Raw genomic sequence first — 14549 nt, 5'->3', positions numbered from 1 at the left:
GCCCCCGCCCCGGCGGCCGGCGGGGGGGCGTGCGGGGGGGCCGGGGGGGGCCGGGGGGCGGGGGGGCGGGGTGCGGGGCCGGGGCGGCCGGGTGCGGGGGCCGGCGCGGCCTCCCGCACCCGACGGTCTCGCTACCGCCCGCGCAGAGCGGCGTACCCGGGCCGGATCACCTCGTCGATCAGCCGCCGCCGCTCCGGGAGCGGCAGGAACGCGGACTCGGCCGCCGCGACCGTGAGCTCCTCGAAGACCTCCGGGCCATAGCCGAACGCCTCCGCCACATGCCCGAACTCCTGGCTCATCGTGGTGCCCGACACCAGCCGGTTGTCCGTGTTCAGGGTCACCCGGAAGCCGAGACGGCGCAGCAGGTCGACGGGGTGCGTCGCGTAGTCCTTCGCCGCGCCCGTCTGGAGGTTGGAGGTCGGGCAGACCTCCAGCGCGATCCGGTTGTCGCGGACGTACTCCGCCAGCCGCCCGAGCGTCGCCGTGCCGTCGTCGTGGACGGTGATGTCGTCGGTGATCCGCACCCCGTGCCCGATCCGCTCCGCGCCGCAGACCTGCACGGCCTCGTGGATCGACTCCGCGCCGACGGCCTCGCCCGCGTGGATGGTGAAGTGGCAGTTGTGCCGCTTCAGATGCTGGAAGGCGGGCAGATGGCGGGCCGGCGGATTGCCGATCTCGCCGCCCGCGATGTCGAAGCCCGCCACTCCGTGGTCACGGTGGGCGACGGTCAGCTCCGCTATCTCCAGGGAGCGGTCGGTGTGGCGCATGCCGGTGAGCAGCGCGCGCACCGCGATCCGGCCGCCGGTGCGGCGCTCGCCCTCACGGAATCCGGCGTTCACCGCCGCCACGACCTCGTCCAGGGTCAGCCCGCGCTCCAGGTGCTGCTCCGGGGCGTACCGCACCTCGGCGTACACGACGCCGTCGGCCGCCAGATCCTCCGCGCACTCCGCCGCCACCCGCTCCAGCGCCTCACGGGTCTGCATGACCGCGCAGGTGTGGGCGAAGGTCTCCAGATAGCGCTCCAGCGAGCCGGAGTCCGCGGCGTCCCGGAACCAGACCGCGAGCGCGGCGGGATCCTCGGTGGGCAGCAGGCGGTAGCCGTGTTCCCGGGCCAGTTCGATGATCGTGGCGGGGCGCAGTCCGCCGTCGAGGTGGTCGTGGAGTACGACCTTGGGCGCGCGGAGGATGTCAGACAAGTGCATGCACCGGGAGTGTACGGCACCGGGGCGGGCGGTGCCGTGCGCGTCAGTTCGACTGCACCACCGGCAGGGCGGGGGAGCCCGTCGGCAGCATGTGCTTGGCCGCGAGCACGGGAGTGTCCCCGGCCCGCACCACCTGGGTCACCAGCACGGCGGGGGTGTCGGGCGCGCGCCCGAGCTGCTCCCCGCGCCGCGCCCCCAGCAGGGTCGCGCTCACCGAGCTGTGCCCGCTCAGCGCGATCCCCCGAGAGGCCGGGACCAGCACCGCGAGCATCGAGCCGCCGGGGGCGGCGGCGGAGCGCAGCGCCTCGGCGAAGGCCGGATGCGCCCGTTCCAGTACGTCCTCGGGCGCCGCCCACTCCTGGCTCAGCACCCCCGCCGCACCCTCTCCGGCCAGCACCGACTCCCAGAATCGCAGCTCGGCCCCGGCCGGGGCGAGCAGATGCGAGGCGGTGAAGTCGGTCGGCTCCTCGACGGTGCGCAGCAGCGGGCGCACCCGCAGCGGCGAGCCGCCCGGCAGCAGCTCCTCCAGCGGCCTCAGCAGCTCGTAGCCGCGCCGGGGCGGGCTGTCGTTGACGGTCCGGCCCACCCCCCGGCGGACCGAGAGCAGCCCGTCCTCCTGGAGCAGGAGCAGCGCCTCGCGCAGGGCGGGCCGGCCGACGCCCAGCTCGGCCGCGAGCCGGGGCTCGGACGGCAGGGTCGAGCCCGGCGGGTAGACGCCCTCGTGGATGGCGTCGGCGATCCGCTCGTACAGGACGACGACGGGTCTGCGCTGCGGCCGGCCGGCTGTCACTGATTCCTCCTCGGCGCGCCGGGCCGTACCGCCGTACGGTGCGAATCGGCGCTCAACTTGTCAGACAAGTCCGCTCGGTGCGGACCCTACCCGTACCGGCGTGTCACCCGTACGGCCCGCTCCACCCCGCCGCCCGCCCGGGCCGGGGCCCATTCTGGTGCCATGAGCGCCAAGGATGCACCGAGACGCGGGAAGAGCCGTGCCGGGGAGTGGTTCACGCCCGCGAGGATCGCGGTCACCGTGCTCGCGGTCCTCGCCGTCGTCTTCATCTTCGAGAACACCCGGGAGGTCAAGATCCGGCTGCTGATCCCGGAAGTGATCATGCCGCTGTATCTGGCCCTGCTCGCGATGTTCGTCATCGGCGTCCTCTGCGGCGCCTACTACTTCCGCCGCCGCCGGTAGGCCCCGCCCTCCGGACCACCCCGGGCTCGCCCCGGCCCCCGCACCCGCGGACCTCCGCCTTTGGCCCCCGGGCTAGCCTGGCCCGATGTCCGAGCCCTCCGCGCCCGCCCCGCCCCCGACCGCCGGCCGGGACCTCCCCGGCCGGAGCCCCGCCGTCCTCGCCGCCGGCCCGCGCGTCACCGTCGCGCCCCTCACCCGCGCCGACGGCGACGAGTTCACGGCCGGGGCCCGCGCCGCCGTCGGCCACCACCGCCCCTGGCTCTTCCCGCCGCTCACCGCCGCCGAGTACGCCTCCTACGCCGACCGGCTCATCGACGAGGAGGCCCGCGCCGGATTCCTCCTCCGCGAGCGGGCCACCGGCCGGATCGCCGGATTCGTCAACATCAACAACATCGTGGCCGGCGCGTTCCGCTGCGGAGCCCTCGGCTACGGAGCGTTCGCGCACGCGGCGGGCCGGGGACTCATGAGCGAGGGGCTCGCCCTCGTCCTCCGGCACGCCTTCGGCCCGATGGAGCTGCACCGGCTGGAGGCCAACGTCCAGCCCGGGAACACCGCCTCCCTCGCCCTGGTCCGCCGCGCCGGCTTCCGGTACGAGGGGTTCTCGCCCGCCTTCCTGTACGTCGACGGCGCGTGGCGCGACCACGAGCGGTGGGCGATCACCGCCGAAATGCTCCCGGACCCCGCGCCCGGCCCCGACTTCGCCGAAGTCTGACCGCCGCGAACCCTGTTCGGCGAGGCGTCGACCCTGTTCCATGGTCACCGGGTCGCCCGCAGCGGTCGGCGGCCCTTCCGCGAGTGAAGCGAGGTTGCCTTGGCCACGACCGTGCGGCGCACCGTACTGACCCTGCCCGCGGCCCCGGTGGGGCCCGCGAATCCGCTGCCCGCGCTGCGGCCGCTCGGCGCCCTCCACTCGGTCGACGAACGGACCCGGCGGGAGCTGCCGCGCGAGATGGCCCGCCAGATGGAAGGCGATCCCCCGCGGACCCTGCTGCCCGTACGGGTGCTCGACGGTTACGGACGCGACCGCGTCCCGACCGATTTCGACGCCGTCGTCATCGAGAACGACCACCTGCGGGTCACCGTCCTCCCCGGGCTCGGCGGCCGGGTCCACTCGCTGCACCACAAGCCCTCCGACCGCGAACTCCTCTACCGCAACCCGGTCTTCCAGCCCGCGGGCTTCGCCCTCAACGGAGCCTGGTACTCCGGCGGCATCGAGTGGAACATCGGCGCGACCGGCCACACCGCCCTCTCCGTCGCACCCCTGCACGCGGCCGTCGTCCCCGCCCCCGACGGCGGCGAGATGGTCCGGCTCTGGGAGTGGGAGCGCCTGCGCGACCTGCCCTTCCAGGTCGACCTCTGGCTGCCCGCCGACTCCGCCTTCCTCCATGTCGGCATACGCGTGCGCAATCCGCACGAGCGCCCCGCCCCGCTCTACTGGTGGTCCAACACCGCCGTCGAGGAACACCCCGGCACCCGGATCCTCGCCCCCGCCGACGAAGCCTGGCACTTCGGCTACGAACGCACCCTGCGCCGGGTCCCCGTGCCGGACTACCGGGGCGAGGACCGCACGTACCCGCTGCGCAGCGAACACCCCGCCGACTACTTCTACGAGGTGCCCGCCGGCGCCCGCAAATGGATCGCCGCCCTCGACGGCGACGGGCGCGGACTCGTCCAGACCTCCACCGACGTCCTGCGCGGGCGCAAGCTCTTCCTCTGGGGCTCCGGCCGCGCGGGCCGCCGCTGGCAGCGCTGGCTCACCGAGCCCGGCACCGTCGGATACGCCGAGATCCAGTCCGGCCTCGCCCGCACCCAGCTGGAACAGCTCCGGCTGGCGGAGGGCGCGGAGCTGAGCTGGCTGGAGTGCTACGGACCGCTGGCCGCCGACTCCGGCACGGTGCACGGCAACAACTGGGCCGCCGCCTGCGCCGAGGTCGAGTCCCGGCTCGCCGAGACCCTGCCCGCCCCGGCGGTCGACGCCGCCTACCGGGCCTGGCTGCCGTACGCGGACCGCGAGCCCGTCACCACCCTCGCCGCCGGCTCCGGATGGGGCGCCCTCGAAGTGCTGCGCGCCGGATTCGAACTGCCCGGCACCCCCTTCGAGGAGGCCACCCTCGGCGAGGAACAGGCCCCCTGGCGCGAACTGCTGACCAGCGGGGCCTTCCCCGAGCCCCGCAAGGTCGTCCCGCCCGGGCCCTCGCTGGTCTCCCCGCACTGGCGGGACATGCTGGAGACCGCCCCGGCCGACCCGGTCACCGAATACCACCTCGGCGTGGCGCAGTGGCACGCGGGCGATCTCGCCCAGGCCGTGCGCAGCTGGGAGCGCGGTCTCGCCCTCGCCCCCTCGCGCTGGCCGCTGCTGCGCGCGCTGGCCGTCGCCGACGAGGAGGGCGGGCACGGCGAGCGCGCCGCCGACCGTCATCTGGAGGCCTTCGAGGACCTCTGCCAGGAGCGCCGGGACGACGGCGAGAGCTGGACGGCGGCGACGGCCGCCGTCGGCCGCGAGGCGATCGAGAGCCTGCTCCGCGCCGGGCGGCCCGCCGACGCCCGCTCGGTCTGGGCCCGGCTGGGCCCGGCGGTCCGGGAGCGCGGCCGGTTCCGGCTGCTCCACGCCCGGCTGCTGCTGGCGGAGGGCCACCGGCAGGAAGCCCGCGCCGTCTTCGACGCGGGCTTCGAGGTGGCGGACCTCCGGGAGGGCGCGGAGATCCTGGGCGAGGTGTGGTCCCAGGTGTCGGACGATCCGCTGCCGGAGGCGTACGACTACCGGATGCGGCCTGAGGGGCCGTGAGCCCCCCGGGCCCGCGCCCGGTCGCTACACGGTCACCTTGCGGTCCACGTACTCGAAGACCGAGCCGTCCGGGTGGACGGCGATCAGATTGCGGCCCGCCGGGGTCGGCAGCGGACCCGCGACGATCCGCGCGCCGACCTCGGCCAGGGTGGCGTGGGCCCGGTCGACGTCGTCGACCGCGATCGTCGCCGTCACCTTGCGCAGGATGTCCAGCTCCGCCGCCGGCCCGCTCATCAGCAGGAAGCAGCCGACCGCCGCGACCGACACCCCGCCGCGCTCGAAGCGCTGCGGGGTGGCTCCGGTGAGCCGTTCGTAGACCGCCGAGGCGGCGTCCAGGTCGTCGACGCAGATACGCAGCGTGGTTCCGAGGATCTCCATGACGGAAGCCTAGTGCCGTGGCGGGCGGCGTTCACCGTGGTGCGAGGGGCTGTCGGGGCGATGCGCCGGGCGGCCGGGAGCGGCGCGGGACGGCGCTGGGCGGCGCGGCCGGTGGGCCGCGGCGGACGCTCTCTTCTCGCCGTGCTCAACGTATAGCGCACCGGGGGGCTTGCGGCAAGACCCCGGGAGTGACGCAGAATCCACCGCCGAGGCCAACGACTTCGGACAAGGAGCAGCGACATGGGCGTGTTGCCGTCGACGATCGGACCGCGCGGAGAAGCGGCGGAGGAGCGCGCGGGGGAACGGCCGGCGACGGACGCCGATGTGATCATCGTGGGCGCCGGCCCGGCCGGGCTGATGCTCGCAGGCGAGCTGGGCCTGGCCGGCGTACGGTCCCTGGTTCTCGAACGGCGGTCCCGGCGCGGAGAGATCCCGAAGGCCAACGGGCTCGGCGGGCAGATTCTGGAACTGCTCCGCTACCGAGGTCTGCTGGAGCGGTTCGAAGCGGCCTGCGGCGGCCCCGCCCATCCGGCCCCCCAGTACCCGTTCGGCGGTGTGCACGTGGACTTCTCGTCGCTGCCGGACCCGCCGCTGCGGGGGCTGACGCTTCCCCAGCCGGAACTGGAGCGCCTGCTCGCCGAGCGCGCCCGGGAACTCGGCGCCGAACTGCGCCGAGGACAGGAGATCGTCGGCGTCGCCCAGGACGACGCCGCGGTGACCGCCGAGGTGCGCGGCCCGGACGGGCCGTACCGGCTGCGGGCCCGGTACCTGGTCGGCTGCGACGGCGGGCGCAGCACCGTCCGCGACGGCGCGGGGATCCCGTTTCCCGGCACCGTCTGTCCGGAGGTCAACCGGCTCGGTCAGCTCGCCCCGCACGAGTCGGTGACCCGGCTCGACGGCGGCGACCTCGACGTCCCCGGGCTGGGCAGGATGCGCGCGGGCTCCTTCACCCGGACGGACCGGGGCGTCTTCGGGTTCGGGTGGCTCACCCCGGAGACTCTGCTGGTCTCCACCGCCGAGGACGAGTCCGGCGAACCCGCCGACGACGGGCCGATGACCCTGACCGAACTCGGGGACAGCGTCCGCCGGGTGCTCGGCGCCGAATTCCCGCTGGGCGAGCCGCACCGGCTGTCGCGCTACACGCTTCAGGCCCGGCAGGCCGAGCGGTACCGCGAGGGCCGGATCCTGCTGGCCGGCGACGCGGCCCATCTGTTCCCCGCCACGGGCGTGGGCCTCAACGCCGGTCTGCTCGACACGGTCAACCTCGCCTGGAAGCTGGCCGCGGACGTCCAGGGCTGGGCGCCGCCCGGTCTGCTGGACACATACCACCGCGAACGCCACTTCGCCGGCGCGCGCACGCTGAAGCACACCCTGGCGCAGGTGGCCCTGCGGCGCGGCCAGGACCCGGCCGCCGAGGCGCTCCGGGACGTCTTCCTGGAGCTGTTCGCCGACGAGCAGCCGCTGCTGCGCGTCGGGGCCCTCATCGCGGGCTCCGACATCCGCTATCCGCCGCCCCGTCCCGGCGGGCACCCCCTGGCCGGCGCCTTCGCGCCCGATCTCGCCCTGCGCACCGACCGGGGCGCAACCGGCGTCGCCGAACTCATGCGCACCGCACGGCCCGTCCTCCTCGACCTGGCCGGCCGTCCGGACCTCCGGGAGGCGGCCCGGCCCTGGCAGGGCCGCATCGACGTCCGCACCGCCAGGACCGTTCAGCGGCCGGCCGACGCCCTGCTGATCCGCCCCGACGCCCATGTCGCCTGGGCCGCGGCCGCCGAGGAGCCCGGCGACAGGGCCGCGCGCCGGCTGCGCGAGGCCCTCTCGGACTGGTTCGGCGCACCCGTCCAGGGAGGGTGAGGGGCTCCGTCACCGGCGCGGGGGCCTCGGCTCCGGACCGGGGGCTTCGGCTCCGGCATTGGGTGCCTTCGGCCGCCCGCCCTGGCGCAGGGGGCCGCCCGCTCCGGTGCCGGTGGCTCCGGGCGGCGGGGACGGAGAGCCGTCAGACGCGGCAGAGGAGTTCGCCGTGGGGGACCAGGAACCAGGCGTCGTCGTGGGCGCCCCACTCGCGCCAGCCCCCGGCCAGCTCCGCCAGCAGCTCGGGGGTGGCGTGGCCGCCGTCGACGGCGAGTCGCGCGTACCCGGACGCGGTCGTCCGGTCCGCCCACAGCCCGCTCCACCACTCCCGCTCGCCGGGCGTGGCGAAGCACCAGGTCGAGCCGGTGGCGGTGAGGTCGGTGAAGCCCGCGGCCCGGGCCCAGGACAGCAGCCTGCGGCCGGCGTCCGGCTCGCCGCCCGAGGCGCGGGCCACCCGGTGGTAGACCCGGTTCCACTCGTCCAGCGCCGGGATCTCGGGGAACCAGGCGAAGGAGCCGTAGTCGGAGTCCCGTACGGCGACGGCGCCGCCGGGGCGGCACACCCGGCGCATCTCGCGCAGCGCGCCCACGGGGTCGCCGACGTGCTGGAGCACCTGATGGGCGTGGACCACGTCGAAGGAGTCGTCGGCGAACTCCAGCTGATTGACGTCCGCCACCGCGAACTCCGCGTTCGCCAGACCGCGCGAGGCCGCCAGCGAGCGGGCCTGCTCCATGATGCCGGGCTCCCGGTCCACCCCGGTGACCCGCCCCTCGGGGACCAGCGCCGCGAGATCGGCGGTGATGGTGCCCGGTCCGCAGCCCACGTCCAGGATCCTGGCGTCGCCGGTCAGTTCGCCGAGGAGATACGCGGCGGAGTTGGCGGCGGTCCGCCAGGTGTGGGAGCGGAGTACGGACTCGTGGTGGCCGTGGGTGTAGACGGCTGACTCTCGGGGCACGACGGGGCCTCCCTTTCGCGGCTGAGCGTGCCCCCATGATCCCGCACATTCACATGATGAGACTGAATGTCTTGCCATGTGGACGCTGAATCGTGGGGGCACGCCCGGCCCCGGGTGCCGCGCACCGCGTCAGAGCAGCGTCTGCGGCCGGTAGACCGTCAGCACTCCCACCGCCTTGTCCACCGTCAGCTCCGCCGGAGCGTCGACCACCTCGCCGTCGTACGCCATCGGGGTGCCGGGCTCCAGACCGGTGATCCGCACCCGGTGCAGCTTCTCCGCCGCGTGCACGGGCGAGCGGCTCAGCGGGCCCGCGAGCGCCGCCGCCAGCAGCCGCAGCCCCGGCCACCGGCCGCCGTGGACCACCCGTACGTCCAGCAGTCCGTCCGCGAGGTCCTGCCGGTGTCCCGGGGTCGGGCCCACCCGCTGGTAGATCCCGTTCCCGGCGAACAGCAGCCACATCGGCCGGCGGCGGCCCTGCACCTCGGCCCAGAGCGGTCTGCCGTGGCGCAGCACCAGCGCGGCGGCGAGCACCCCGGCCGGCCAGCCGCCGATCCGCGGCGACCACCGCTCGCGGATGTTCACCAGCTCCGGGTAGGCGCCGAGGCTGAAGGTGTTCAGGAAGTACCCGGGCCCCGCGCCGCCGCCGGTCCCGCCGCCCGAGCCGCCGTCCGTGCCGTCGCCCGGCTCCCCGGTCCCCGGGGTGAAGCGCCCCAGATCGACCCGTACCGCGTCGCCGCTCTCCAGCGCCCGGCAGGAGTCCTCCAGCGTCTCGATGCCCAGGTCGTAGGCGAAGTGATTGAACGTGCCGCCCGGGAACACCGCGAGCGGCACCCCCCGGTCCACCGCGACCGCCGCCGCGCTGTTGATCGTCCCGTCGCCGCCGAAGACGCCCAGCGCCCGGCCGCGCTCCGCCGCCTTCTCCAGCTCGGGACCCAGCTCGTCCGGCTCGCACTCCACGACCTCCGCCAGCGGCAGCGCCTCCCGCACCCGCGCCGCCGAATCAGCCGAACCCGACCGCTGGTTCACCACGATCACCAGCCCCTCGCCCTGGGGCAGCGCCGGAGCGTCCGCCCGGGGACGGCCCGGCGACGGCAGCTGCGACCGGGTCGGCACCAGCCCCCGCACCGCGAACGCCGCCCCCACCCCCAGCGCCGCCCCCACCAGCACATCGCTCGGATAGTGCGCCCCGGTGTACACCCGCGAGAACGCCACCGAGGCCGCCACCGGCGCGACCACCGCGCCCCAGCCCTTGGACTCCAGCGCCACCCCGGTGGCGAACGCCGCCGCCGAGGCCGAGTGCCCCGACGGGAAGGAGGTGGTGAACGGCTGCCGCTTCAGCTGCCGTATCACCGGCACCGCGTCGATCAGCGGGCGCGCCCGGCGCACCGAGCGCTTGCCCACGGTGTTGATCACGGCCGACGCCAGCGCCAGCGAGGCCAGCCCGCGCACGGCGGCCCGCCGCGACCGCGCCCCGCCGCCCAGCGCCGCGATCCCGGCCGCGGCGCCCAGCCACAGCACCCCGTGATCGGCGGCGTGACTCAGCCGGGGCAGCACCGGCTCGGCCCCCGGCCAGGTGCGTTCGGCGACCGCGTGGAACACCTTCCGGTCCCACCGGCCGAGCAAGCCCGTGATCTTCGGCCGCCCCTGCGGATTCCCCTGTGCTGCGAACTCGTACGACATGGGTCGCGAGTACCCCGAATCCCCCCGTGCCACGCCGGTCGCCGGCCGGACGATCGGGCCGGGGCCCGTCGCGGGGCCCACTCCGGGGTCCGTCGCCGATCCGCCCCCGGGCCACGCGGAAACGACCTAGGATCGCGCCCATGGTCGTCGCCCGGCACAACAGCGTTTCTCCGGCCGCCCCTTCGGGCCGCCCGCTCCCCTGTCGCCGCTGACGCCCTCGGGCCCGCGCCCGCACACCCCGTACGGCACTGTGATCCGTACCTCACGCACCCCCGGCTCCCCCTTCCAGGAGGCTTTCGTGCACCCTTCCCCCGACCGCCGCGATCTGCTGAGACTGCTCGCCGCCGCGCCCCTGGCCGCCGCACCGCTCGCCGGGTCGTCCGCGCACGCCGCCGCGCCGACCGCCCGCGCGCAGGCCGCGCCCGCCGCCCCCGCCGTACCCCTCGCGCCTCTCGCCCCCGGGATCGTGAAACCCCTCCCGCCCGAGCGCTTCACCGTCCGCGGCACCAACGCGGAGAGCGTCTTCGCCTCCTTCCGCGACACCGGCCCGCTCACCCCCGCCGACCGCTTCTTCGTCCGCAACCACACCTCCACACCCCGGCTCGCCGAGGGCGACTGGCGGCTGACGGTGTGGGGGAGCGGACTGCGCGGCCGCCGGTCCGTGGAGTTCGACTACGCGCGGCTGCGCTCCTTGCCCTCCGTCACCCGCACCGCCGTGGTCGAGTGCGCCGGGAACGGCCGCTCCCTCTTCGCCTCCCAGCAGGGCGAGACCGTCAGCGGCACCCCTTGGACCCTCGGCGCGATCGGCGCGGCGCGCTGGCGCGGGGTCCGGCTGAGAGACGTCCTGCACCGCGCCGGAATCTCCTCCTCCGCCGTGGACGTCATGCCCCGGGGACTGGACGACGAGTTCGTCACCGGCGGGGTCAACCTCGGCCGGGTGCGCCGCCCGCTGCCCGTCGCCAAGGCCCTCGACGACGTCATCCTCGCGTACGAGATGAACGGCGAGCCCCTCCCGTACGACCACGGATTCCCGGTCCGCGTGATCGTCCCCGCCTGGATCGGCATAGCGTCCGTCAAATGGGTCGGGGACATCGAAGTCAGCGACACCCCCCTCGCGTCCCCCTGGAACACCCAGTTCTACCGCCTCTTCGGAGCCGGCCACCCGCCCGCAGGGAGCGCGCCGCTCACCGTACAGACGATCAAGAGCGCCTGGGAGCTGGAGCCCGGCGCGGCCCTGGCGGCGGGCGAGACCCATACGCTCACCGGCCGCGCCTGGTCGGCCGCCGCCCCCGTGCGCGCCGTCGAGATCAGCACCGACGGCGGAGCGCGCTGGCGGCCGGCGCGGCTGCGCGACACCCCGTGCCACGACGGCTGGGTCCGCTGGTCCGCCGACTGGCGGCCGGAGCGCACCGGCCCGGCGGAGCTGCTCGCCCGCGCCGCCGACCGGGCCGGGAACGTCCAGCCGGAGCGCACCGCCCACAACACCCAGGGATACCTCTTCGACGCGGTGGTCCGTCACCCCGTCACCGTCGTCTGACGAGCCGCGGGCCCGCGCCGTTTGTATAAAGGGCTCATGGGCGCCCGCCCACGACACCGGCCGACGGACCGCGAGGTGACGGCATGGCGCGGACGCCCCCCGAAGGACACGGCCCCGTCCGCTACGGCCCGCCCGCGCCCGAACCCGGGCTGCCCGTGCCGGACGACCTCGCCGAGGTGCTCGCCGCCGCCGCGCGGCGCTCCTCGGGGGAGCCGCCCGGCGGCGGGCCCGAGCTGCGCGCGGCGGCCCGGGGGTACTGGCGGCGGCGCGGACTGCGCGGCGGCGACGACGACATCGCCGCCGCGCCCGGGCCGCAGCCGCTGCTCTTCGCGCTCCTCGGCGCGTACGCGGACGCCGGCCCCCACCCGGCGGGCCCGGGCGGCGGCCACGGCGGCGATGTGCTGATGCCCCGGCCCTGCCCCGCCTGGTGGACCCCGCAGGCCCGGCTGCTGGGCAGGCCCGCCTACCGGGTCCCCACCCCCGCCGAGAGCGGCGGCGTCCCCGACCCGTACGCCCTGCTGGAGACCGTCCGCCGGGTGCGCGCCGAGGGCGGCGCGCCCGCGCTGCTGCTGCTCTCCGTCGCCGACGACCCCACCGCGACCGTGCCGCCGCCCGAGCTCCTGCGGGAGACGTGCGAGGCCGCCGTCGGCGAGGGCCTGCACATCATCAGCGACGAGACCTGGCGCGACACCCTGCACCGGCCCCGGGAGACCGTCCTCGTCAGCCCCGCCGAGATGTGCCCCGGCGATGTCACCGTCATCGCCGATCTCGCCGGGGCGCTGCTGCCCTCCTCCTGGCCGGCCGCCGTCGCCCGCTTCCCGCCGACCGGCCCGGGGGCCGCCCTGCGCGCCCGGACCCTCGACCTCCTCACCGCCCTCGGCGCGATCGTGGCCGAACCCGTCGCGGCGGCCGCCGCCCACGCCCTCGCCGAGCCCGAGCCCGTCCTCGCCCGCCGCGAACGCGTGGTCGCCCTCCACGCCCTGGTCGGAGCCGCCGCCCACCGCGCGGTCCTCGCCTCCGGCGCGTTCGCCCGGCCGCCCCGCGCCGGCCGCCACCTCTACGCCGACCTCGAACCGCTCCGCGAGGGCCTCGCGGCACGCGGCGTCGGCGACTCCCTGGAGCTGGAGGAGTATCTGACCGCCCGCCTCGGCTTCCCGGCGCCCGGCGGCCACCGCTTCGGCGACGAACTCGGCGCGCTCCGGGTCCGGCTTGCCACCGGCCCCCTCCTCGGCTCCGGCCCGGCCGAACGCGCCCGGTCGCTGGCCGCCCCGAACCCCCTGGACCTGCCCCATGTCCACGCCGCCCTCACCCGTCTGAGCACGACCCTCTCCGCCCTGTCCTGACCGGCCCCCTCCGGCGGGCCCGGGCCCCGGCGCACCGCGCGGCGTCCGGTCAGGCGTGCCGCTCCGGCGGGCCCGGCCGCGGCCGGCGGACCCTGCGCCAGAGCGGGGGAGCGCCGCTGATCACCACGGTCAGGGCGACCGCGACGGCCACCCCCTTCCACGCCTGGTCGAAGAGCGCGCCGCCCAGCACCCCGATGAGCTGGTACGTCACGGCCCACGCCAGACACGCCGGAACATCGCCCCGGACGAAGCTCCGCAGCGGCATCCGGGCCAGCAGACACGCCAGCATCACCGGGATCCGCCCCGCCGGAATCAGCCGGGAGAGCACCAGGACCGCCACCCCGTGATCCTCCAGCTTCGCCTGGGCCTGCTCCAGCCGGTCCGGCGCCGCGTGGCTGCGCAGCTGCTCCAGCCAGCGGGAGCCGTTCTTGGAGCGCACCCCGCGCTGCCCCAGCCAGTACAGCGTCACATCGCCGAGAAACGCGGCGGACGCCGCCACCACGAAGATGAGCAGCAGCGCCAGGGGCGACGACTGATGGAAGGCGACCACCGCCGCCGAACTCACCACCGCCCCCGTCGGCACCACCGGCACCAGCGCACCCAGGGCGACCAGCAGAAAGAGCGACGGATAGCCGACGGCCTGCTGAGTGGACTCCGGCGGCAGCGCCTCGACGAACTCCGAGAGCCGCGCCCACCCGTCCGACAGCGGAGAACTCACCGGGCCGCCTCCGGCCGGAACCGCTCGCCGTGGCCCAGCGGATGCACCGCGACCCGGGGAGCGAGCCGGGCCGCCTGCCGGACGAACTCATGGCCCGGCGAGTGGAACTCGTGCGGACGGACCCCGTCCATCCCGATCGGCCAGTACGTCCCGTAGTGCACCGGCACCGCCCAGTGCGGCCCGAGCGCGGCCAGCGCCTGCGCGGCCCGGCCCGCGTCCAGATGCCCGTGCCCCAGATACGGACCCCAGCCGCCCACCGGCAGCAGCGCCACATCCACCTCGCCGACCTCCTCCGCCATCGCGTCGAAGAGGCCGGTGTCCCCGGCGAAGTACGTACGGGCCTCGCCGAGCACGACATAGCCGAGCGCGGGGGAGCGGTGGGGGCCCACCGGCAGCCGGCGGCCGTCGTGCAGCGCCGGGACCGCCCGTACCGTCAGATCCCGGACCCGGAACTCGTCCCCCGGGGACACCTCGGTCACCCGCAGCCCCAGCCGCGTCAGCCCCGGCACGGCGCGCGCCGCGCCGCGCGGCACCACCAGCCGGGTGCCGGGAGCCAGCCGCGCCAGCGAGGGCAGATGCAGATGGTCGGAGTGCAGATGCGAGATCAGCACCGCGTCGGCGACCGCCGCCTCGGGCGGCGGCAGCTCCCCGCGCCGTCTGCGCAGATGCGCCAGCCGGCGCACGAACAGCGGATCGGTCAGCACCCGCGTCCCGGAATCCTCGACCGTGCACGTGGCATGACCCCACCAGGTGACCTCCACCGGCACGCGGTCCCTCCTTCTGCCCGACGGCTCCGTCCACGAGCCTAGGGCCTGTCCTCCCCGGGCCGGCCCGGGCCCGCCCGGAGGCGGCCCGCGGGCGTCCGGAGCGGGCCGCGGATCGGGAGTAGGGTCTGCGCGGACGAACGA

Annotated in this window: 13 protein-coding genes; 6 read left to right on the top strand and 7 right to left on the bottom strand. The window is 75.9% G+C overall.

Annotation, left to right across the window (positions count from 1 at the left end; translation table 11 throughout):
• Positions 1 to 131: 131 nt before the first annotated feature.
• Positions 132 to 1202: an adenosine deaminase gene (locus ACF089_RS33595; protein ID WP_392035210.1), complete on the bottom strand. Its 1071-nt coding sequence runs from the start codon at positions 1200 to 1202 to the stop codon at positions 132 to 134.
• Positions 1203 to 1245: 43 nt separating this feature from the next.
• Positions 1246 to 1992, bottom strand: coding sequence for a GntR family transcriptional regulator (locus ACF089_RS33590; RefSeq protein WP_392035207.1), 747 nt, complete (start codon positions 1990 to 1992; stop codon positions 1246 to 1248).
• A 162-nt stretch (positions 1993 to 2154) separates the two neighbouring features.
• Here ACF089_RS33590 and ACF089_RS33585 point away from each other — a divergent pair, with 162 nt between their 5' ends.
• The 3 genes from ACF089_RS33585 to ACF089_RS33575 all read left to right on the top strand — a co-directional run bounded on the left by ACF089_RS33585 (position 2155) and on the right by ACF089_RS33575 (position 5179).
• Positions 2155 to 2394, top strand: coding sequence for a LapA family protein (locus tag ACF089_RS33585; RefSeq protein WP_392035204.1), 240 nt, complete (start codon positions 2155 to 2157; stop codon positions 2392 to 2394).
• 85 nt (positions 2395 to 2479) lie between these two features.
• Positions 2480 to 3106, top strand: coding sequence for a GNAT family N-acetyltransferase (locus ACF089_RS33580; protein WP_392035201.1), 627 nt, complete (start codon positions 2480 to 2482; stop codon positions 3104 to 3106).
• Positions 3107 to 3205: 99 nt separating this feature from the next.
• Entirely contained in the window at positions 3206 to 5179 is a 1974-nt protein-coding gene (locus tag ACF089_RS33575) for a DUF5107 domain-containing protein (protein WP_392035198.1), read from the top strand.
• Between the two features lie 24 nt (positions 5180 to 5203).
• On the opposite strand, the gene ACF089_RS33570 is transcribed toward ACF089_RS33575, so the two are convergent.
• On the bottom strand, positions 5204 to 5557 hold the full coding sequence (locus ACF089_RS33570; RefSeq protein WP_392035196.1) for a VOC family protein: 354 nt from the start codon (positions 5555 to 5557) through the stop codon (positions 5204 to 5206).
• 240 nt (positions 5558 to 5797) lie between these two features.
• Between ACF089_RS33570 and ACF089_RS33565 the strand changes: the two genes are divergently transcribed.
• Positions 5798 to 7411 (top strand): FAD-dependent monooxygenase, encoded by a 1614-nt coding sequence (locus ACF089_RS33565; protein ID WP_392035194.1) that lies wholly within the window; start codon positions 5798 to 5800, stop codon positions 7409 to 7411.
• Positions 7412 to 7553: 142 nt separating this feature from the next.
• Here the strand turns inward: ACF089_RS33565 and ACF089_RS33560 are convergent, their stop codons facing one another.
• The gene (locus ACF089_RS33560) at positions 7554 to 8363 is read right to left on the bottom strand and encodes a methyltransferase domain-containing protein (RefSeq protein WP_392035191.1); all 810 of its coding nucleotides are present in this window, start codon (positions 8361 to 8363) and stop codon (positions 7554 to 7556) included.
• A gap of 129 nt (positions 8364 to 8492) precedes the next feature.
• Positions 8493 to 10043, bottom strand: a complete 1551-nt coding sequence (locus ACF089_RS33555; RefSeq protein WP_392035188.1) for a bifunctional phosphatase PAP2/diacylglycerol kinase family protein — start codon at positions 10041 to 10043, stop codon at positions 8493 to 8495.
• Positions 10044 to 10341: 298 nt separating this feature from the next.
• On the opposite strand from ACF089_RS33555, the gene ACF089_RS33550 reads away from it, so the two are divergent.
• Complete coding sequence (locus tag ACF089_RS33550) at positions 10342 to 11580, top strand: sulfite oxidase (protein ID WP_392035185.1); 1239 nt, start codon at positions 10342 to 10344, stop codon at positions 11578 to 11580.
• 83 nt (positions 11581 to 11663) lie between these two features.
• Complete coding sequence (locus ACF089_RS33545; protein WP_392035183.1) at positions 11664 to 12923, top strand: pyridoxal phosphate-dependent aminotransferase; 1260 nt, start codon at positions 11664 to 11666, stop codon at positions 12921 to 12923.
• Positions 12924 to 12972: 49 nt separating this feature from the next.
• Here the strand turns inward: ACF089_RS33545 and ACF089_RS33540 are convergent, their stop codons facing one another.
• Positions 12973 to 13641, bottom strand: a complete 669-nt coding sequence (locus ACF089_RS33540) for a DedA family protein (RefSeq protein ID WP_392035179.1) — start codon at positions 13639 to 13641, stop codon at positions 12973 to 12975.
• Positions 13638 to 14408: an MBL fold metallo-hydrolase gene (locus tag ACF089_RS33535; RefSeq protein WP_392035177.1), complete on the bottom strand. Its 771-nt coding sequence runs from the start codon at positions 14406 to 14408 to the stop codon at positions 13638 to 13640. The genes ACF089_RS33540 and ACF089_RS33535 overlap by 4 nt, the downstream gene beginning before the upstream one ends.
• Positions 14409 to 14549 lie beyond the last annotated feature (141 nt).

Origin of the sequence: Streptomyces sp. NPDC014894 (assembly GCF_043080985.1) — a bacterium.
GTDB lineage: Bacteria > Actinomycetota > Actinomycetes > Streptomycetales > Streptomycetaceae > Streptomyces.
The sequence above is the reverse complement of the archived record's forward strand: the minus strand, read 5'-3'. Positions and strand labels throughout refer to the sequence as shown.

Excerpts from the sequence above, each read along its gene's own strand:
- ACF089_RS33565 (WP_392035194.1), top strand. The coding sequence starts at position 5,798 with ATGGGCGTGTTGCCGTCGACGATCGGACCGCGCGGAGAAGCGGCGGAG.
- ACF089_RS33570 (WP_392035196.1), bottom strand. The coding sequence starts at position 5,557 with ATGGAGATCCTCGGAACCACGCTGCGTATCTGCGTCGACGACCTGGAC.
- ACF089_RS33555 (WP_392035188.1), bottom strand. The coding sequence starts at position 10,043 with ATGTCGTACGAGTTCGCAGCACAGGGGAATCCGCAGGGGCGGCCGAAG.
- ACF089_RS33545 (WP_392035183.1), top strand. The coding sequence starts at position 11,664 with ATGGCGCGGACGCCCCCCGAAGGACACGGCCCCGTCCGCTACGGCCCG.
- ACF089_RS33580 (WP_392035201.1), top strand. The coding sequence starts at position 2,480 with ATGTCCGAGCCCTCCGCGCCCGCCCCGCCCCCGACCGCCGGCCGGGAC.
- ACF089_RS33595 (WP_392035210.1), bottom strand. The coding sequence starts at position 1,202 with ATGCACTTGTCTGACATCCTCCGCGCGCCCAAGGTCGTACTCCACGAC.
- ACF089_RS33585 (WP_392035204.1), top strand. The coding sequence starts at position 2,155 with ATGAGCGCCAAGGATGCACCGAGACGCGGGAAGAGCCGTGCCGGGGAG.